The sequence below is a fragment of the Vibrio sp. SSH13-20 genome (assembly GCF_040104475.1).
Lineage (GTDB): Bacteria > Pseudomonadota > Gammaproteobacteria > Enterobacterales > Vibrionaceae > Vibrio > Vibrio harveyi.
On sequence record NZ_JBECOU010000004.1, the window covers coordinates 89940 to 110852 of the forward strand.

The following is a 20913-nucleotide window of genomic DNA, read 5'->3' on the forward strand; positions in this document are numbered from 1 at the left end:
CACTTTATTTATGCCCAAGTAACATCAAACCATTTGAGACCGCGGGAATAGCGGTCTCAGTGTATGAGATAGACAAAGCACTCAGTTATACGCTCTTGCTAGCAAGCCACTGCCTTGATATTGGTAAAACTTACAATCGTTAGTGATAAATGCAGATTCTCCGGCTTTAAGGGTCAGACTTGTCTCTAGTGTCATGATCTCAACTTCGCCTTCAACACAAAAAACAATCTCTGCACCACGCACAAACTGTTGTTTGCATTCACCATCGGAAGAGAGAATGTCAAAACCAAAATCATCTACCGGAATTGGATAGCTCAACTTGCCCTCTTTATGAATTGGCGGCAGCTTAATCAGTTCCGGTTGCGTGGTGTGAAATGCCGTATTTGAGATAAGCTCATCCACATCAATGTACTTGGGCGTTAACCCAGCTCTAAGCACGTTGTCAGAATTCGCCATGATTTCCAACGCTGTACCTTGCACATACGCATGAGGCGTTTCGGCATGGAGAAACATCGCTTCACCAGGTGCAAGTTCTATCGTGTTCAACATCAACGGAGACAGCAATCCAATGTCTTTCGGGTAATGCTTTTGAAACTCAGCCACATAACTGAGCACTTCTCTTTCCAATGCCGTCTTTGGACCACGCTCTAATGCCGCGTCCAATTCTGCCAAGGCTTGAATTTTATGAGTTTCGTTCAACGTCATGATCGCCGTGAAGAAACCTTTCAACCCTTCTTGATTTGGGTGCTCGGCTAACGCGGTCACCTCGCTGTCTAAACTGCATATGCCGAATTGGCGGAACAGAGTCAGTATTTGTTCTATCGGACGAAAGCCATTCATCGCCTTGTAGAAAGTCAGCGCATAGACTAACTCTGGCTTGTGATTGGCGTCTTTGTAGTTGCGATTAGGAGCATCAAGTGGAATGCCTTGTTCATTCTCTCTTGCAAAACCAAGTTCAGCTTTACGCTTGTTAGGATGAACTTGAATCGAGAGCGGAGAATCCGCCGCAAGCACTTTGAATAGGTACGGAAGTTCACCGAAACGCATCATGGTGTAATCACCAAACATGCTTGCTTTGTCTCTCGCAATCACATCAGATAATAACTCACCGGTTGCTGCGAGGCGCGAGCAACCATTAGGGTGCGCTCCCATCCAAATTTCAGCTTGAGGTTGATGTTTCGCATTGTCGATGCCAAATAGTTTAGAAATCGACTCTTTGCTTCCCCAAGCGTAGTTTTGAATCACGTTATCTAGCTTGAACAGTGACATCTCACTCTCTCCCGCGGTGTTTTAACACTGCAATTTGATCGCTTGAATCAAGGCTGAAACGCCCTGCTCGACTTTACTTCTTGGGCAACCCAGATTGAGTCTGAGATAGCCTTTACCAGAGTCGCCATAAACAGCTCCAGACATGATGGCGACATTGAATTGTTTAATTAACGCTTGATTAAGCAGCGTCATATCTAGATTCAAAACAGATAAGTCAATCCATGCTAAATAGGTCGCGTCTGGGACAAGGTAACTCACTTCAGGAAAGGCGCTTCCAAGTGCTTCTTTCACGTATTGATGGTTAGCCAATACATACTCGTTGAGCGCCTTTAACCAAGGTTCTCCGTGACGATAAGCCGCCATCGTACCAAGCACGCCCATAATAGAAGGCGATGAAAGACCATCCACCTCTTTGAGTTTATGCAGATAACGTTCGCGAGTTGGTGAATCCGCGATCAACGCATACGCGCCATTCAAGGCTGGAATATTGAATGATTTAGACGCCGATGTGACGACAGCCCAATCTTGTGAACAACCAAACCCCACGTAAGGGACGTGACGCTTAAAGCACACATCCATGTGGATTTCATCGGAAATCACTTTGACTTGGTGTTGGTTGCAAAGCTCCGCCATCTTTTCCAACTCGCTTTGGCTCCACACTCGCCCTGTTGGGTTATGAGGGCTGCACAACAACAGCACAGTGTTGTTCTGGTCAGCGAGTTTGGTTTCCAGATCTTGCCAGTCAATTTCAAATCGACCTTGCTGTTTGATGAGCGGACTGCGAACGCACGTACGGTCTTGCCCTTCAATCATTTTGTCGAACGCATCATAAGCTGGCGTATGGAACACCACACCCTGCCCCGGCTGACTCCATTGCTCAATCAACTTTGACACAATGTAGATAACCGAAGGTCCGTACACCACTTGCTGAGTGTCGATTTCGCAGTCAAAGCGAATCTGATACCAGTAGCGAATCGCGGACTTAAAATCCTCATGATTCCAGCGGCTATAACCTAATACCGGATGCTCTAAACGTTGTTTAAGCACATTCATTACAGGCTCTGGCGCAGCAAAATCCATATCTGAAATGGTAAACGGGAGTAGACCCGCTTTACCAAATCTATCCTGAACGTAGTCCCACTGCGTGCAGTAAGTGCCAGTGCGATCAATCGGTGTATCAAAGTCGAAATTCTGAGTCATACGAATATTCCAATATTAAGGTCCCTCGTCACAATCTCATTGGGGGGGAGGATGAAGATTGTGCCGAGGGGGAGCATCTATCAAAGCAATGATTAGCTAGCAGACATGATGGCTTGCATTTCATTCTTCACTAGGTGAACTTGCGTGCCAATCACGACTTGCAGGTTGTGCTCATCAAGCTTCACTACACCCAGCGCACCGTTGGCTTTCAACTTTGCGTCGTCGACCAAACTCATATCGTTAACAGACAAGCGAAGACGAGTGATGCAGTTATCCAAAGCTGTGATGTTCTCTTTACCACCAAGAGCTGCCAGTACTGCGGCACCTTTGCCAGATTCGTTGATGAATGCGGCTTCAAGCTCTTTGTCCACTTCCGCCGTATCGACTTCACGACCTGGTGTTTTTAGGTTGAACTTAGTGATCGCAAACTTAAACACTGAGTAATAAACCACGAACCAAACACCTGCCACCAGCGGAACTAAGTACCATTTCGTTGCCGTGCCTTGCAGGATACCGAATACCAAGAAATCAATCAGGTTGCCGTCTGTGTTACCGATGGTGACCTCAAGCAAGCCCATCACCATAAAGCCCAGACCAGTCAGAATCGCATGGACGAAGTAAAGCACTGGCGCAACAAATAGGAACAAGAATTCAAGCGGCTCAGTGATGCCACCTACCACACAAGCTACGACGCCAGAGATAAGCAGTGCTTTGATTTTTGAGCGGTTCTCAGGGCGAGCACAGTGGTACATCGCAAGAGCTGCACCCGGTAAACCGCCTAGGAAGGTAGGCATTTTACCTTGAGACAAGAATGCCGTGACTTCCGGAGTAAACGCCGTTGTGTCAGGACAAGACAATTCAGAGTAGAAGATGTTTAGTGCGCCAGACACGGTTTGACCACACACGTCCATAGTACCGCCTGCTTCAGTGAATCGAATCAGCGCAACTAAGATGTGGTGAAGACCGATTGGCAGCAACAAACGTTCGCCCGTACCAAACAGCATTGGACCGAAATCACCCGCGCCTTCAATCACATGACCGATACCATTGATGCCTGCAGCAAAGTAAGGCCATACAAATGGGATAAACACACCGACAACGCCCAGTACCAATGCAGAAATGATTGGAACAAAACGAGCGCCACCAAAGAACGCTAGCGCATCTGGCATTTTGAAGGTGTAAAAACGCTGGTGAAGTTTCGCAACAATTACACCAACGATCACCGCGCCAAGGATACCAGTATCGATCGATTCAATCCCGATGATGCTTTTCACACCGTAGGCGGCACGTTCCGCTTCACTGTCTAGTACACCAGCGACGGTTAGGAAGAAGTTGATCGCAAGGTTGAACGCAGCATAACCAACGAAACCCGCGAAACCTGCCACGCCTTTTTCTTCACGCGCTAATCCAAGCGGGATAGCAACGGCGAACATCACAGGCAAGTAAATGAATGCGACAAGACCGATTTTGGTCATCCACATAAACAGGTATTGCAGAGGGGTGTTGTCTAAAAATGGGATGGCTTCTTTGATAGCGGCGCTAGAAAACGAGCTGCCGACACCAAGAAGAATACCTGAGAATGCCAGCAGCGCGACTGGCAACATGAAGGTCTTGCCGAGGCTTTGCAAGAACTCCCACATGGTCGATTTATTGCTTTTAGACATAGTTTGTCTCCGGAAATTGAGAACTTGTAGGGCTCATACACATCACATTATGTGCGCATGAAGTGTTGTTTTTATGCACTCAATATACGCTGCCAAAAATTTTGATAAAACGTTTTACCAAAAATTCTGTGATCGAGTTAAATATCTTTTTCCACAAACTGTCTAGGGCTTTTAAAATCAAACTAATAGGGTTACAGTTTGATGATAAAACGTTTTTCTAATCCATAAAGTGAATCTATGTCGTCAAAAAAAGTGACCATTACAGAAGTCGCTAAACATGCTGGCGTGTCAGTTACCACCGTCTCTATGGTGTTGGGGAATAAAGGGCGGATCTCTCCAGACACAATAGAAAAGGTCAACGCTGCGGTTGAAGAGCTCGGCTATATTCGTAACCGTGCCGCTGCCAACTTACGCTCCAATTCCAGTGAAATCATTGGACTGATCCTCAAAGACATCAGCGATCCCTATTACGCGGAAGTCGCGGCAGGATTGAGCGAAGAAATCGAGCAACAAGGTTATATGCTGTTTCTGGCTCAAAGTGGGGATAGTCAAGAAAAGTTTGAGAAGTGCGTATTAACCATGGCACGCCAAGGTGTCGGTGGTATCGCATTTTGCCCGATTGGTGAAAGCCAGCAGTTCAACGTCGAAAACCTTAAGCAACACAATCTGCCAATGGTGTGCATTTCACGCGCTTCGGTGGATAAGCAAATCGACTATGTAGGACCAGACAATATGTACGCCGCCAAGTTGGCGACGGAGCATCTGGTTAAGCAAGGGCATCGCAGAATCGCTTATGTCGGCGGTGCGAGCAGTTCTTTGTGTCGTGCTGAGCGTATTGGTGGGTATTGTTCAACTCTGATGCAGTTTGGTTTGCCTTTCAAACCAGAGTGGGTGGTCGAGTGTGAGAAAAGCCAAGCGTCTGCCGCTCAAACTGTGCAGCAATTGTTGTTGGAACATCCACAGATTACCGCGGTTCTTTGTCACCATTCCTCGACGGCACTAGGCGCGGTTTATGGCATACATCGAGCAGGGCGATCCATCGGTAAAGATCAGTTTATCGGCGAGCAAGTATCGGTGATTGGTTTTGATGACGTTGAAGAAGCAGAGTTAATTGAACCACCGCTCACCTTCGTTAATTCCAATGCACGAGAGATGGGAAGACAAGCGGCAAAACGATTGATCAATCAACTCAAGCAAGAAGACAGCGAACCTTACAGCTTGATCCTGCCTCCCAAACTCATTGTTCGTGAGTCGGCTTAACCCAACACCACTTCCACGCCTTGCTTTCTCAACTGTTCGAGGTCGCTTTTCGGAGCGGCTTTGTCGGTTAACAACACAGAGATTTCACTCGTTTTACCAATCGAAGATGGGTAGATTTGCCCAAACTTGCTTGAGTCCGTCAGCACGATATTACGGCGCTTTTTCGCAATGATGGTTTCAGCTATTTCTGCACGCATCATGTCTCGGCTAGTAAAGCCTGTGTCTTGATGGAAACCGTCAATACCTAAAAAAGCCGTGCTGAAGTGAATGTTCTCAATACACAGCTTAGTCAGCGGTCCAACCAAGCTCTCGCCTTGATGCTGATACACACCACCAAGCAAGATGATGTTGGCTGAAGTGTTTCGGATGAGGTGGGCGATGTACGCCGATGGGGTAATGATGGTGACGTCACCACGTTCAGCCAATGTGCGAGCTAAAAGCGCATTAGCACTGCCGCCTTCGATTAACACGGTTTCGTTTGGTGATACCAAATCTGCCGCTTTGTTGGCTAACGCTTGTTTGATGTCGAAACGCACTTCGAGTCGCGTATCAATATCGTCACTTTGTAGCGCCGTCGCAGCGCCATGAACACGCTTCAAGTAGCCTTGTTGCTCAAGGAAGTTCAAATCCTGCCTGATGGTCACGCCCGACACGCCAATGATGTCAGAAAGCTCCGTCACTTGAACGCGTTTGCGGTCATTAACCAATTGCAGGATTTCATTTTGTCTTGAGTTCACAGGCTCGCTCCTTATTAATGAGCTTGCAGTATACGCCCGAACACTTTCATATGAAAGCAGCCTGTGAACGATAGAAATAAGCTAAGTCGCGTTACACCGTAAGCTCAAGACGGTTGCCATCCGGATCTAACACGCAGCTTTCATAATAACCGTCACCCGTTTGTCTCGGACCGTCGATCCATTGGTAGCCATCATCCACTAAGGTTTTGGTCAATTGATCCACTGCCTGCTCTGATCCTAGAGCGAAGGCAAAGTGTGCCAACCCTGTGACCTGCATCGCATGAGATTTTTCACAAGCGGTCACAACTTCCATCGACATCAACTCCAATCGTGCGCCACTTTCAAACGAAAGAAAGTAAGATGAAAACTGTTTAGTTGGGTTGTGGTATTTATCGTTAGAAACCGCGTTAAAGTATTTCTCATAGAAGGCTTTTAGCTCTTCCAAACGTTCAGTCCAAATCGCGATATGTTCAATTTTCATTAGGATTCCCCCTAGCTCTTAACTGCGTTCAATCTAACGAGGAAACGCAGCACAAAAAAGAGAGCAAATCACTTCTGAGTTGTTCCTGTTTTATGGTTGGAGTTGTGTTTGAATGAAAGTGATGCCCATAATGGCGCAAAGATTTTTCAGGACAGAATGATGGAAGAAATTTACTTCGCAGGCGGCTGCCTTTGGGGCGTTCAAGAATTTATGCGCCACCTTCCCGGCGTAATTAGCACCGAAGCAGGACGAGCAAATGGCACGACGGACAACACTCAATCCGAATACGATGGCTACGCCGAATGCGTGAAAACCCAGTTCGACCCTGCACAAGTTTCGGTTGAAACTTTAATGGGGTATCTGTTTGAGATCATCGACCCGCACAGTGTAAACAAGCAAGGTGAAGACGTAGGTGAGAAGTACCGCACCGGTGTTTATAGTCAAAACGAACAACACCTAGCGATTGCCAAAGCATTTATCGCAGCAAGACCAGATGCCGATAAGATCGCCGTAGAAGTGCTGCCACTCACGAACTACGTGCCAAGTGATGATGAGCATCAAGACCGACTCACACGCTTTCCAAACGACTACTGCCATATCCCGTTAGATTTGCTGCATAAGTACAAGCAAACCTAGAGGCATCCACTGAACACTTCCCAGTTTTCCAATAAAAAAGCCCAGCATGTCGACTGGGCAAAATTGCTGCTTAAAAAACATGACGTGCCTTAATCAAGGCAAATAGGACAGATAAAAGCAGTATGCTTGGATATTTATCGTCTATCGCAATACTAGAAGTTGTAGATCACTGCGATTTCGGCACGAGTAATGTTGTCGCTTTGAGGACCGACAACATCACGCGTATAGTCACTATCCAACGCATAGTACAGGTTCAACTCCGTTTTTAGGTTGCCCGTAATGTAGTTGTGGAACTGCAGATAAAATTGAGTGTAAGCGTATTTTTCATCAGAGTTTTCACCGAACAAAATATCCTGATTTAAGGTATAAATCGCATCGTCTGTATCGGCGCGCCACGTTGACATAAAGCCAGTGATAATGCTCTGTTTTGGCATGTACTCAATAACTGAATAACCGCCAACCTGCATTGCGTTACCGTAAGCTCCGTCATGAGCAAAACCTAGAGGATCCCCCGTCCATAGTGGGTTGAACGTGTTCACTTTATCGCTATCCTTGCTTGTTCCCGATGCATAATGAAGGTTTAAACCTGCACGTACATTCCAATCTGCACTCCAGTTGTAGTTCAGATCCGCATAAGCCATATACGCTGAAATATCTTTGCCAGCATGGTCACCAAACTGATAAACACCATCAACCATGTACCCGAAACCTTCACGAACAAAATCATGTGCGTGCAAGCCCAGCACTTGAATATCCACATCCCCATCAGGAGCATTAACGAATGAACTGTTGGTCACGTCATTGCTCATGAAATAAGCCTGCATTGCGCCATAGTCCGTGCGCCAATTCGCAAAGATACCAGTGGAGGTTTTTCCGTTGGTTTTGTCATCCCAGTTCCCACTCCAACTGCCATCTTTGCGCAATGGGAAGACTTCTTCACCGTAATAAACATCAAAGTTGATGCCATTCACTCTGTATTTGGCACTCGCCGCATTCCAACTCGATTGCACGGGTGTTGGTTCTCGGTTCATCATTTGCCATTCATTGAGGTAGATCTCTTGGCGTCCTAAACGTGTACTCAAATACTGTTCACCATCATCGAGCAACTTGAACTCTGTGAATAGTTGGTGGAAGTCAGTACCAGCATCATCTACCGGACCAGGGTTATCTAAGTTGGTGTAGTTGGTGCGGATTTCACCGTAGATTCGAGCCCAATCTTGGTATGTCACATCAGTAGCAAACTGCATTCGGCTACGGAACTCATTTTTCTTACGTACATCAGAGTCATACATATGATTCCAACGATTATCAAAAGCCGCTTTAATGTTACCGCTAAATGAAACTTTCCACTCTCCATCATCAGTAATATCAAGGCGTTTTAACTTCTCTGAAAAGCTCTTTTCGCTCTCCGCAAGATTGTCTACGTAGCTCCAATCTTCATTTGCACGATCACCCCAAAACACAATTGGGTTTCTTTCAGACCATGTAGGGGCTTCGGTTGCGTGTAGCGCACCAGAAATACTCACTGCAAGCAAGGTTAGGGACACTTTTGTTATATTTTTCATAATTATATTTCCATATTTTGGGTACAGAAATCCCTACCCGTGGTGCTCGCACCACAGGAGGGTTCACTTGTTATTGGTTTTTTATTTGTAGGGGGGAATGATTAAGAGTCGACGCCCAGCGCTTCTTTAATACCTGAGGCAATGGTAATAACGTTCGCACCGTAGATGACCTGAATTCCTTTTGGCATTCTCACCACGCCAATTGCATTCAGTTGTTTTTTCCAGACATCATCTGCTGCCGCTAACGTTTCATCATGTAGGGAAACCCTCAAGCGTGTGGCGCAGTTTGAAACGTTATCGATGTTCTCAGCACCACCCAGCGCTTTAATAATTTCGACTGGAAGACCTGCAGAGTTCTGCTCTTTTTTCTTCTTGAAGTCTGCTTTTGAGTAAAGAGCGATATCTGCATCATCGTCCTCTTCACGACCTGGTGTTTTAGAGTTGAACTTCAGAATCACGTACTTAAATGTGTAGAAGTAAACAACGAAGTACAGTGGGATAATCCATAGCAACGCCCAAGCATGTACCTTCTCTGGCTGCAGTAGATTTGGCACCATAAACAACAGTTGGTTACCATGAATAGAGACGCCAAACATCTCAGTAATGACATAAGCCAAACCATTTAATGGCACGTGCACAGCAAAGAACAAGAATGGTTGAACAAACAAGAAAGTGTATTCAAGTGGCTCGGTGATCCCGATAACTGCTGCAGTAAATACGGCAGGGATCATAATCGCAGCGACTTTCTTTTTGTTTTGTGGTTTCGCGGTGACATACATCGCATAAGCCGCACCTGTAAGACCACCAATCTGAATTGGAATACGACCACTAGTAAAGTTATGTGTGATGTAACCAGTTGCCTCAGGGGAGCTCATTTGACCATTCATGATATTACGTACACCTTCGTACACAACGCCATCAATTTCCATTACCCCACCCACACGAGTGTATTCAATTGGGAAGGCGATGAGATGGTGAAGACCAAATGGTAGTAACCCCTTATCAAACACGCCGAATAGGAAAGAACCAAAGATACCCGAGCTAGTAATAAGCGTCGTGATAGATTGCAGCCCACCCGCGATCGGTGGCCAAGCATGATAAGCGACAAAGCTGATCGGCATAATCGCAAGATAAGCAAAGATTACGACAGCACGTGGACCAGAGAAGAAGCTCAACATTGCTGGCATTTCAAATTTGTAGAAGCGGTTGTGCAGTGCCGCTGTGATACAGCCCACAATGATCCCGCTGAAGATCCCCATGTTGTATGAGAATACGCCTAGGTTTTCACCCCATAGTGAATTGAAATTTTGTGCGGCAACTTTGTCGTAACCCATGTTGTTAACAAGGTAATCAACACTGGTCGTTTCCGGTGTCCAGCCGTTAAAAGCGGCAATAGAACCAATCGCGACGTTGAAACACATAAACATGGTAAAACCTGTAAATGCTGCCCAACCTTTTTCAGATTTTGACAAGGCAAAGGCTAAACCAATCGCAAAGAATGGTGGTAGGTTTCGCATTACCATCAAACCAAGATCGAGCATCAGTTTGAAGAACGCAAAAATGACAGAGTCTTGAGCTGACATTTGGTTTACAACGCCAGCGCCTATCCCTATAAAAATACCTGCAATGACCAGTACAATGATGGAAACCATCATACCGCCGGCAAGTGCTTGAACCTTATCTCTCATAATTTACTCCTGAAGTGATATGAGAACTTTCACGTATATCGTTATTGCTTTTATTAGTGACTCTAGGTTGAGCTGTTCATTTGGCTCGTGCACAAAGGTCACTTCTTCAGGGAAAGTTGGTCCAAAAGCTACTCCATGCTCCAATGCACGCGCGTACGAAGCCGCGCCTTTACTAAAGCAATTTGCATCCGTTCCAGCAACATCGGAATAAGCTTTCCCCATCGCTTGGATAAGGGCACTTTCGGGAGAGAGGTAGGATAGAGGTAAGTACTGATGTTCGACAAAGTTCACACCAGCTTGTTGGGATAAAGCCAGTAATTGGGAACGAACTCTCTCGATACTCAGTCCTTTAGGAAACCGAAAATCAAAATCCAAATTGTAGCCATGCGAATCCATGTTGATGGCAGAAACACAACACGTTGTGTATCCCATCTCATCATCGTTATGGTATAGACCTAACTTATGCCCGACGTAGTCATTTGCAAAGTGGGAATCAAGCAAGTGGACCAAGCTGGCAGAGTTTGGATCTAATCCTTCCACATGACGCATAACGTTGACGAACTTGTCCATGCAGTTATCAACTTTATGCGGGTTGCGGGATTTCTCCCACGGCGTTGAAATCTCAACGCGGTAATGTGACTGACAGTCAATCACATCAGCAAAAGCAGCAAACTGATGCGCTACTTTTTCAGCACTAGAGCCTGCCAATTCAAGCACCAAAAAGTGACAAGTGGATGTTCTATCTCGTTCACTCTCGATGCGTCTAATTTGGCATGCGCTATCACTGCTTCTGGCAGAAAATTGCTTCCCCAATGACGCATACAAAATACCCTTTTCACCGTTGACGATTGGGAAGTCGCCATCTGGAGAAAAGCCATATTCTGGCTGCGGATTGTGTTGAAAGTAATGCTCTACACATTCCCAAGTTGTCTCTTCTGCACCGCCAATAATGACTCTTATTTTCTTATTGAGAGGGACAGTAAGTTGTTTAAACAACTTGAGGATGTACAAGCTAGCAATCAGTGGACCTTTGTTGTCTGTTACGCCTCGTCCAAAAACCATGTTATCAATTTTAGTCATACGGTATGGCGGCGTTCGCCATAGCATCTCATCCCCTGCTGGCACCACATCAACATGGTGCAGCAGAGCGATTTCTTGATCACCTTGCCCAAAGCTTATATCCAAAGCATAACCTTGGTGATCACGCACTTCTAAACCTTCTCTTTCAGCAAATTTGATTAAGTAATCAAACGCTTGTCTAATTTGATAACCAAACGGAGCATTCTCTGTTTGTGTCGTCAAATCACGTACTGATGGAATAGCAACTAGCTCAGATAAATCGTTAAGTAACTCATCAATATGCTGTTCAAGATACTCGATTGCTTCTGTCGAAAACTTGCTTTCCATCATGTTTAATCCCTTAAATCCCTAGCCAAGAAGAGGTTATTAATAAACTTGTTATCAGGCTCTCAATTTACCGATAACCAACGAACGCCTTGTGCATTTGAAAACGCCATATAGTGCGCACGGCATTGAGAAAATATGCCATTCTCAACCACACCTGAAAGGGAGTTCAGTCGCTGTTCTAATTCGGTTGGCTCACTCATATCTAGACCAGAAACATCCAAAATGATATTGCCATTATCAGTAACGCAATCAGGGCGTTGCAAAGGACGACCACCAAGGGATTTTAAGGCGAGAATAACTGGCATTTTCGCCGCTGGGAGGACTTCAATTGGCAGAGGGAATCTCCCCAACGTCTCCACTAAACGTCCTTCATCTGAGATGGTGATAAAGCACTTAGTCATAGAGGCAATGACTTTTTCACGCCCTAAAGCCGCGCCTCCACCTTTGATTGTGATGCCGTTTGTCAACCCTTCATCAATGCCATCAACGTAATAATCCACGTACAAGCAGTCTGCGAGAGGGATTTCTTTCAAACCTGAACTCTGGATGGCTTTAGAAGAGCGTTCTGAACTTGATACACAGTGAGCAAACGCCACGCCACTAGCTGCCAATAATTGGACAAATACTTCTGCTGTTGCACCTGTACCAATTCCAATAACCGTATCTGGAGTGACATTTTGTAGAATGTGGTCCAAGGCTGCTTTCGCAGCCTTGACTCTTACACATTCATCCACCGTATTTGTGATGAAAGTTTCCATTACGCGTTCTCCATCATACGCTTGGCAGTATCTACAACGTTTGCCACAGTAAAGCCGTACATTTCAAAGAGCTGATCAGCAGGAGCAGACTCACCAAAGCTCGTCATACCGATGATCTCTCCTTGTAAGCCAGCGTACTTAAACCAATAATCTCGAATACCAGCTTCAATCGCGATACGCTTGGTCACATTGGTTGGGAGAACGTGTTGTTGGTATTGTGCACTCTGCGCGTCAAACACGTCGGTTGCAGGCATCGAAACCACACGACAGCGAACATTGTTCAACTGCGCCTTTGCTTCCATAGCAAGAGCAACTTCAGAACCCGTGGCAATGAGAATAAGCTCAGGTTCACCGTCACAGTCGGACAAGATGTAACCACCTTTCGCGATGTTTTCTAATGTCTCCTCATCACGCTCAAATTGAACAAGATTCTGGCGCGAGAAAATCAGTGAAGTTGGACCATCCGTTCTCTCGACAGCGGCTTTCCAAGCGACTGCGGTCTCGACTTGGTCACAAGGACGCCATGTGCTCATGTTTGGCGTTAAACGCAGTGATGCGATTTGTTCCACAGGTTGATGCGTTGGACCATCTTCACCCAAACCAATTGAATCATGCGTGTAAACAAAGATGCTGCGTTGCTTCATCAATGCGGCCATACGCAATGCATTACGTGCGTATTCCATAAACATTAAGAATGTGCCGCCATAAGGAATAAAACCGCCGTGGAGAGCAATGCCATTCATCATGGCTGACATGGCAAATTCACGAACTCCGTAACTAAGGTAATTACCTGAAGCATCCTGAGCGGTAATTGCTTTTGAACCAGACCAATTCGTTAGGTTTGATGGAGTTAGATCTGCCGAGCCACCTAGGAATTCAGGTAAGTGCGCGCCGAAGGCCTCAATCGCGTTTTGCGATGCTTTGCGAGTCGCGATAGTCGCAGGTTTGGCTTGCAAAGTTTTAATCACATCTTCACTGATTTGAGCCCAGTTTTCTGGTAGGTCGCCCTTTACTCGACGATTAAACTCTGCTGCCAGCTCTGGGTATACCAATTCATATTCCACAAAGCGATTCGCCCATTGTGCTTCCGCATCTTTACCTGCAACTTTGGCATCCCACGCTTGATAGATTTCATGCGGGATTTCAAACGGGGCGTATTCCCAACCTAGGTTTTGACGTACTAGCGCTACCTCTTCTTCACCTAACGGTGCACCATGACAATCGTGGCTTGCTGATTTGTTTGGCGATCCAAAGCCAATAATGGTTTTACAGCAAATTAACGTTGGCTTACTGGTTTCTGCCTGAGCCTCTAGAATCGCTTGGCGAATTGATTGAGCGTTATGACCATCAACATCCGCAATGACGTGCCAACCATATGCTTCAAAACGTTTAGGCGTATCATCCGAAAACCATCCTTCAACCTCGCCATCAATTGAAATGCCATTGTCATCCCAAAACGCAATCAGCTTGCCTAAACCTAGTGTGCCAGCTAACGAACAAGCTTCGTGGGAAATGCCTTCCATCATGCAGCCATCACCCATAAACACATAGGTGTGGTGGTCAACGATATCATGACCAGGACGATTAAACTGATCAGCTAATACCTTCTCAGCGAGTGCCATACCAACCCCATTGGTAATGCCTTGACCTAGCGGACCAGTCGTTGTTTCAATCCCCGGTGCATAACCATATTCTGGATGTCCCGCAGTCTTAGCATGCAACTGACGGAAAGATTGAATATCTGCCATCGTCAAATCATAGCCAGACAAATGCAATAAGCTGTAAATCAGCATAGAGCCATGACCGTTAGAAAGAATGAAACGGTCACGATCCGGCCAATTAGGGTTGGTGGGATTATGTTTTAGAAAATCACGCCACAGAACTTCCGCAATATCCGCCATGCCCATCGGTGCACCAGGGTGACCAGAGCCAGCTTTTTGCACCGCATCCATACTCAATACACGAATCGTGTCTGCAAGTTTATTTCGAGAGATCATCTTCACTGCTCCTTACAGACGTGCTTCAATCATTGCTTCTAGTTTGCCTTGGTCTACGGCAAAGTTACGAATACCCTCAGACAACTTCTCTGTCGCCATTGGATCTTGGTTCATTTCCCAACGGAACTCAGCTTCAGTCATTGCCGTTGGCGCAGGGTTCACATTCGTGCGTTGAGCATAAAGCTTTGGTTCAACCTCACCCTCTTGCGCTGCAAGTTGATCTAAGATTGCAGGACCAATCGTTAGACGATCACAGCCAGCTAGAGCGAGCACTTCGTCAGCATTACGGAAGCTAGCGCCCATAACCACAGTGTTGTAGCCATGATCTTTGTAGTAGTTGTAAATCTTAGAAACCGAGACAACACCCGGGTCTTCATGTGGAAGGTATTCTTTTTGATCAGTATTGTTTTTGTACCAATCTAAGATACGACCAACAAATGGAGAGATAAGGAATGCCCCCGCTTCTGCACACGCTTTTGCCTGAGCAAAGTTAAACAGCAGCGTTAGGTTACAGTTAATGCCTTCTTTTTCGAGTACTTCTGCTGCACGAATGCCTTCCCATGTTGACGCCAGCTTGATCAAAATGCGCGCTTTCTCAATGCCAGCTTCTTGGTACATGGCGATCAATTTTCGCGCTTTCACCAAACTGGATTCTTTATCAAATGATAAGCGAGCATCAACCTCAGTAGAGATACGCCCTGGTACGGTTTTTAAGATTTCTACGCCGATGTTGACCGCCAATTTATCGCTTGCATCGATGATCTGCTGTGCTCTATCTGCGCTTTGTTTTTTCGCCCATTCAATCGCATCTACAATCAAGTGATCGTATTGAGGCATCTCTGCCGCTTTAAGCACTAATGAAGGGTTTGTCGTCGCATCTTGAGGCTGGAATGCAGCAATCGCATCAATGTCACCAGTATCAGCAACAACCGTTGTGTATTTTTTCATTTGTTCTAATTTGTTCATAACTCTATCTCGATAAGTTGATAATCAATTGCGCTAGCGAAATTTGACTCATTGACGATAAAACAATGTCTGCATGCGAGACATCTAAGTGCTGAGTCAGGTAATTGGTTACCGCAACTGTTGAAATACCTGCCGCTCGAGCCGCTGTAACTCCTGGAGGAGAGTCCTCAAAGGCAATGGCTTGACTGGCAGAAACTCCGAGTTTTTCTAGGCTAGTGAGATAAACGTCCGGAGATGGCTTACGACGTTCAATCGAGATTTCTTCTGCTCCGGTGAAACAGTCAAAGTAATGTTCTAAATTCAGGCGCTTCAGAATCGGCATGTAATGCTCGTATTCAGAACTTGTTGCTAACGCCATCTTAAGCTCCATTTGCTTTGCTGTGTCTAGATAGCAGCGAACACCTTTTCGTTCTGTTTGAAGTGCAATCAGTCGATAAGCATGACTAAAGACTTGTTGTCTGATTTCATCATCAGATAACACTTGCTTTGAATGATATCGATAAAGGTCACAAAGAGAGGTTGCTGGTACTGAGCTCCCAACTAGACCAGCAACCTGGAGTGGCGAAACATCAATCCCGAATGGCTTCATTAGAGCTTCCCAGGCCCTAAACAAACAGGTTTCTGTATCGACGAGTAGACCATCGAAATCGAAGATTAACGCTTGAATATCACGACGTTTGATGTCCTCTCTATCCACATTCAACGCTGCAAATTTCATTGTTTTTACTTCGTTTTCCATGTTCTCAACCCCTTTTTGTTCTGCTATACCAAGCTGGCGTGCAGAATCGTTTTCATCTCTTCGCCCGTTGTCAAAGGTAGGTTGAAGCAGAACGCTGGTTCTAATGCCTTTACGTCTTCCTCTGTGACTCCTACCTGCGTTAGGTTGTGCTCTAAACCAATTTGCCCTAAAAACGTGACTAAGTGCGTTGCTAGCGATTGCGCTTTTTCTTCAGTGCTTCCCACGGCACCAAATAGCTCAGCAACTTTTGCGTAACGTTCTGGTTGTTTACGCCATTGCAGTTGAACATAAGCGGGATAAACCACCGCTAGTGTCAAACCATGAGGTAAATTCGTTTTTCTACTACCTAAGATTTCACCTAGAGGATGCGGTGCGCCTGCGCCACCATTAGCCAAGGAGATCCCAGCCAACGTATCAGCGCTTGCCAATCGACAACGACCTTCGATATCGGAGCCGTTCTTCACAACAGCAGGCAAGTTTTCTACCACCAGCTTCATGGCTTCTAGCGCCAAACTATCAACTAATGGTGAAGGCTTTGTGCCGGTGTACGACTCAAACGCATGTGAAAACGCATCAAAACCAGTCATCGCTGTCATACGAGGTGGTAAGGTCAGCATTAATTCAGGATCAATAATGGCTTCACATGGATAAAAATCAGGATGGAACAATGTCAGTTTTGAGTGGCTATCAAGATCAGTAATAACCGCTGCATGAGTAACCTGAGAGCCCGTTCCAGATGTTGTTGGTATCGCAATCAAAGGCACAGTTGATGCTGGCAGCGCCTTAATATCACCAAAAGGCGAATCATAATTTTTAAACCAGTGTGCCCAATCAATTGTGTCAACCTTCATGGTTGCTGCGATGATCTTCGCGGTATCGATCGATGAACCACCGCCAATGGCAAGTACAACGTCACAGTCAGCTTCGATACCAACTTGTCGTCCAAGCTCAACAACCGCCGTTGGCGGATTAGGTACAACGCCATCGAAGTGCGTTACATGAATATCTTGTTCGGCAAGCAAAGCAAAAATACGCTCATAAGCTGGTTTAACTGCTTCAAATATCGGTTCAGAGACAATCAAACAGCGTCGACCGTATTTGGCAATCATATGACCAATTTGGCTCACATTGCCCGGGCCAAAGCTCAGCTTAGTCGGTTGGTAGTGATTAAAATGTGTCATGGCAATTCCTTGGTTGGTGTCGAGCCGGAGCATTTCGAGGGGGAAGTTCAGCCCGACACCATTAACTCTAATTAAGCTAGTTCAGCGGCAACGGCTTCTTCAGCAGCATTCAGTGCAGCACGGAAATCTTTTACGCCAGCTGTAATGCCTTCTTTGTGACCGAAGATGTTGGTTGATGCCACCATCACATCAATGTCTTCTTTCAACAGCGGCTCTAGGTTGTGGTTACGGATACCACCGTCAACACACAATTCACAGTTAGGGTTACGCTCGTTAATTAGCTGACGCGCTTCGCGAATCATTTCAATCGCAGACTCACGCCATAACCATTCATCGTTGTTCACGCCATGAATAACAATGTGTAGTCGGTCTAGGTAGTAAATTGCTTCTTTAACGAAAGAGACAGGAGTAAAACAGCCAACGGTTAGACCAAACTTCATGTTGTAGTCACGGCAGTACTTCATCATGTACGCCAATGGCGCACCCAAGAAGTTCTCTGCTGGAAGAATCAGCATGTCTGCGCCAGCTTTAGCAATCTTTTCTACAAATAGACGATCACAATCTTTAAAGTAAGCGTGGACTTCGATTGGCTTATCCGTGTACTGACGAATACCTTCAACGATTTGATGACCACCCATAAGCTGCATGTTTTTCAAATCATGCATATCAGCAGCATCACAGTGAATGTAATCCGCACCCGCGTCAGACACTTCTTTTACGATATCTGCGATGTGGCCGTAATCTACGTGTGCAAGACCTGCTGCGATTTTTACTTTTTTCATTGTGTTTCCTTAATAGAAGTAAGAGTGTTGGCATGAATGCTGACCTTCAGACACGATCAATCTGAGGTACTGCCCAATGCCGCAACCGTTGTTATCTGTGACAATTAAGTTCGCTAACCCACGAATGACTGGACTAGCGTTTTCCATTGCTACGGGTTCCCCAACAACGCGTAACATTTCTGCATCGTTGTCTCCGTCACCAAAAGCAATGGTGTATTTCGGATTCAGGTTGAGTTGATTAAGTAGGTGAAGAGTTGCGGTGCCTTTGTTCGCTCCCTTCGCTGTGATATCAAGCTTGTTCGGAGTTGAAAGATCGGCTTGTACATGATGATGAATCAGCACATCACGTAATTCACAGAGAGCGACTTTGTCTTCGCTAGAGACCAAGACTTTATATACATCACCACATTCATTAAGTAGTGAACGAACACTCTGTACAATTTTCATGTTGTCCTCAACGCCCAGTGCCAACATCTGTTGCTGAAGACCTAAGAAGTGTTCAGATTGTTGAGTCGCGAAAATGCCGTTTTCGCAGTAAAGCGTGAAGTAAAACTGACCAATATTGAGAGTGTCGAGTAATGCATTGAGTGCATTTGAACCAATGACTTGGCTATCGTTAATGCTGCCTTGAACAGGGTCAAACTGGTAGGCGCCATTACAGCAAATCATCGGCAGTTCAATGCCAAGCTGCTTGGCAAAAGGAAGCATCAGGTTATGTGGACGACCACTTGCTAATGTGACTTTATAACCTTCACTAATCGCAAGTTTGATCGCTTCGATATTGTTACTACTGATCTGATTATGGTCATTTAACAGTGTGCCATCTAAATCGATAATGATTGCTTGATACTTCATTTTGGTCTCCAATGACTCTTTGTGACGCAAAATGACTATAAACGGTCAAATAACGTCACGTAAAGTCATTTTTGACTTAAAATGATTCAAAACAGGCTAAAGATCACAAAAATCGGTCACAAACAATTCAAAAAACGTCATTTTGATTTTTTATTTGCTCAAAACGTCAAATTCGGTCAAAATTGGTCAAAACAAAAATCAAGGACTTAACTATGAATGAAGCTCAGCGTCATAGAAGGCTTTTGGAGTATCTAGGAAATCACACGTATATCAGCACGAGCGACTACGTTGAGATGCTTGATATTTCTCTATCAACAGCCCGACGCGACATAACAAAACTCGCAGAAGACGGGAAACTCACTAAGATCCGCAATGGTGCGGAAGTGATTAAATCAGAACAAGTAGCCACACAATCTCATGTTGCTTCTCATTTCATTCCTTCAGAAAAAGACATTGAGAATTTTGCAGCTAAATCTCGGATTGCCCAAGCCGCCGCTGAAATGTGTGATGAAGGTGATAGTGTGGTGGTAAGTGGCAGTAACACAACGTTATTGTTGGGTGACTATTTAGCTGGCAGCAACATTCAAGTGGTGACCAACTTTATGCCACTTGCTTACCAACTCATTCAGAAGAAACATTCTAGTTTGATCATTCTAGGTGGGCAGTATCTACCAGAGCGTCATATTACCATCTCACCAGATGCTGAAAATACTGACGACTATTCAAGTCGTTACGTTTTCTTCACAGGTACCGGTGTTTCGAAAGCTGGCGTGTACACTTCTGATCTCTTGGTTTACATGGCTGAGAAGAAACTATTGGAATACGGTGATCGTCTAGTAGCATTAGTCGATAGTAGCAAGATAGGCAAACACGGCGGAAAGCTTCTGGCTTCAGCCTCTCAACTTGATACCCTAATTACGGATCAAGGTGCCGATGAAACAACACTTAAAGCACTAGAAGAAGCTGGCGTTCAAGTAATTACGGTATAGCAACGTATTACCATAGACATAACAGCCGGAAGCAACAGTCATGTTCTTCCGGCTTTTTCAATTAATATTTGATTCCCTTCTCGTTTATTTTCAAGCTTCATTATTAATTTCAAAATAAATGGAATATAAGTCACAATACTAATTCCCTTCTAGCTCATTGATATTAATGACTTCTATCACACTTAGCTCTCAGTGATACAAAAATATAGTTATTGGATTTTTTTTACTATTTCAGAAAACCGTAACATTAATTAAATTTGCCTCATTACTTCAGTACCAATGAGTCAAAAAATGATTACAGAACTAACAAACGTCAATTTAATTAAAGGCAACCTTCAAGCAAATAATAAAAAAGAAGTCTTTGAAGAGCTAGCGCAAATGCTATTCGAAAATAATCGAATCAGCAGTAAAGAGGCTTTTTTAACCGACATCGAAGCGCGTGAAGCATTAAGCGTAACTTCAATGGACGGCATCGCTTACCCACACGCAAAAAGCAAAGCGGTTACAGAGCCTGCAATCGCTGTTGGCGTAAAGCGCGAAGGCATCGAGTATGGCGACGAAGAGGGAGTCAAACCGACCGTATTCTTCATGATTGCCTCACCAGATAACGGTGCCGACCATCATATTTATGTTCTTCAAGAATTATTCGGTAAATTTAGCGAAGAGTTTATTGAAGATATTCATAACGCAAAAGACGAAAACCAAATACTAAATATTTTAATTAATTCATAAGGCGTGA

General features: G+C 45.1%; 19 protein-coding genes. 4 read left to right on the top strand and 15 right to left on the bottom strand.

From position 1 onward, the window contains the following. Positions 1-81 precede the first annotated feature (81 nt). The 3 genes from manA to malX all read right to left on the bottom strand — a co-directional run bounded on the left by manA (position 82) and on the right by malX (position 4133). Positions 82-1269 carry a mannose-6-phosphate isomerase, class I gene (gene manA, locus ABMY42_RS12450; RefSeq protein ID WP_349266352.1) on the bottom strand — a complete coding sequence of 396 codons (1188 nt, stop codon included), beginning with the start codon at positions 1267-1269 and terminating at the stop codon, positions 82-84. A gap of 21 nt (positions 1270-1290) precedes the next feature. Further along, positions 1291-2469 (bottom strand): MalY/PatB family protein, encoded by a 1179-nt coding sequence (locus tag ABMY42_RS12455; protein WP_349266353.1) that lies wholly within the window; start codon positions 2467-2469, stop codon positions 1291-1293. Between the two features lie 92 nt (positions 2470-2561). Beyond that, positions 2562-4133, bottom strand: a complete 1572-nt coding sequence (gene malX, locus ABMY42_RS12460; protein ID WP_349266354.1) for a maltose/glucose-specific PTS transporter subunit IIBC — start codon at positions 4131-4133, stop codon at positions 2562-2564. A 237-nt stretch (positions 4134-4370) separates the two neighbouring features. Here malX and malI point away from each other — a divergent pair, with 237 nt between their 5' ends. Beyond that, entirely contained in the window at positions 4371-5393 is a 1023-nt protein-coding gene (gene malI, locus ABMY42_RS12465) for a Mal regulon transcriptional regulator MalI (RefSeq protein ID WP_005453001.1), read from the top strand. On the opposite strand, the gene ABMY42_RS12470 is transcribed toward malI, so the two are convergent. Together ABMY42_RS12470 and ABMY42_RS12475 are read right to left on the bottom strand one after the other, a co-directional pair. Then, positions 5390-6130: a DNA-binding transcriptional regulator YciT gene (locus ABMY42_RS12470; protein WP_038899327.1), complete on the bottom strand. Its 741-nt coding sequence runs from the start codon at positions 6128-6130 to the stop codon at positions 5390-5392. The two genes, malI and ABMY42_RS12470, sit on opposite strands and share 4 nt — an antisense overlap. A gap of 91 nt (positions 6131-6221) precedes the next feature. Continuing rightward, a complete protein-coding gene (locus ABMY42_RS12475) occupies positions 6222-6611 on the bottom strand; it encodes a VOC family protein (RefSeq protein ID WP_038885561.1) in 390 nt (129 codons plus the stop codon). Between the two features lie 159 nt (positions 6612-6770). On the opposite strand from ABMY42_RS12475, the gene ABMY42_RS12480 reads away from it, so the two are divergent. Further along, positions 6771-7247 carry a peptide-methionine (S)-S-oxide reductase gene (locus tag ABMY42_RS12480; protein WP_349266502.1) on the top strand — a complete coding sequence of 159 codons (477 nt, stop codon included), beginning with the start codon at positions 6771-6773 and terminating at the stop codon, positions 7245-7247. A 152-nt stretch (positions 7248-7399) separates the two neighbouring features. On the opposite strand, the gene ABMY42_RS12485 is transcribed toward ABMY42_RS12480, so the two are convergent. The 10 genes from ABMY42_RS12485 to ABMY42_RS12530 form a co-directional block, all read right to left on the bottom strand. After that, positions 7400-8812 (bottom strand): alginate export family protein, encoded by a 1413-nt coding sequence (locus ABMY42_RS12485; RefSeq protein ID WP_005453010.1) that lies wholly within the window; start codon positions 8810-8812, stop codon positions 7400-7402. A gap of 101 nt (positions 8813-8913) precedes the next feature. Further along, positions 8914-10500: a PTS transporter subunit EIIC gene (locus ABMY42_RS12490; protein ID WP_005453012.1), complete on the bottom strand. Its 1587-nt coding sequence runs from the start codon at positions 10498-10500 to the stop codon at positions 8914-8916. Between the two features lie 3 nt (positions 10501-10503). Continuing rightward, entirely contained in the window at positions 10504-11910 is a 1407-nt protein-coding gene (locus tag ABMY42_RS12495; RefSeq protein ID WP_196334290.1) for a Sapep family Mn(2+)-dependent dipeptidase, read from the bottom strand. 59 nt (positions 11911-11969) lie between these two features. After that, positions 11970-12665: a ribose-5-phosphate isomerase RpiA gene (rpiA, locus tag ABMY42_RS12500; RefSeq protein ID WP_050907977.1), complete on the bottom strand. Its 696-nt coding sequence runs from the start codon at positions 12663-12665 to the stop codon at positions 11970-11972. Beyond that, positions 12665-14662: a transketolase gene (gene tkt / locus ABMY42_RS12505; RefSeq protein WP_050907978.1), complete on the bottom strand. Its 1998-nt coding sequence runs from the start codon at positions 14660-14662 to the stop codon at positions 12665-12667. The genes rpiA and tkt overlap by 1 nt, the downstream gene beginning before the upstream one ends. A 12-nt stretch (positions 14663-14674) precedes the next feature. Then, on the bottom strand, positions 14675-15628 hold the full coding sequence (tal, locus tag ABMY42_RS12510; protein WP_349266355.1) for a transaldolase: 954 nt from the start codon (positions 15626-15628) through the stop codon (positions 14675-14677). Between the two features lie 4 nt (positions 15629-15632). Further along, on the bottom strand, positions 15633-16367 hold the full coding sequence (locus ABMY42_RS12515) for an HAD family phosphatase (RefSeq protein WP_017189624.1): 735 nt from the start codon (positions 16365-16367) through the stop codon (positions 15633-15635). A 23-nt stretch (positions 16368-16390) separates the two neighbouring features. Then, positions 16391-17548, bottom strand: coding sequence for an iron-containing alcohol dehydrogenase (locus ABMY42_RS12520; RefSeq protein WP_349266356.1), 1158 nt, complete (start codon positions 17546-17548; stop codon positions 16391-16393). 71 nt (positions 17549-17619) lie between these two features. Further along, the gene (locus tag ABMY42_RS12525) at positions 17620-18330 is read right to left on the bottom strand and encodes a pentose-5-phosphate 3-epimerase (protein ID WP_005453033.1); all 711 of its coding nucleotides are present in this window, start codon (positions 18328-18330) and stop codon (positions 17620-17622) included. A gap of 9 nt (positions 18331-18339) precedes the next feature. Continuing rightward, positions 18340-19185 carry a Cof-type HAD-IIB family hydrolase gene (locus tag ABMY42_RS12530; RefSeq protein WP_349266357.1) on the bottom strand — a complete coding sequence of 282 codons (846 nt, stop codon included), beginning with the start codon at positions 19183-19185 and terminating at the stop codon, positions 18340-18342. A 212-nt stretch (positions 19186-19397) separates the two neighbouring features. Here ABMY42_RS12530 and ulaR point away from each other — a divergent pair, with 212 nt between their 5' ends. Together ulaR and ABMY42_RS12540 are read left to right on the top strand one after the other, a co-directional pair. Beyond that, on the top strand, positions 19398-20174 hold the full coding sequence (ulaR, locus tag ABMY42_RS12535; RefSeq protein ID WP_349266358.1) for an HTH-type transcriptional regulator UlaR: 777 nt from the start codon (positions 19398-19400) through the stop codon (positions 20172-20174). Between the two features lie 291 nt (positions 20175-20465). Further along, entirely contained in the window at positions 20466-20906 is a 441-nt protein-coding gene (locus ABMY42_RS12540) for a PTS sugar transporter subunit IIA (protein ID WP_005436338.1), read from the top strand. Positions 20907-20913 lie beyond the last annotated feature (7 nt).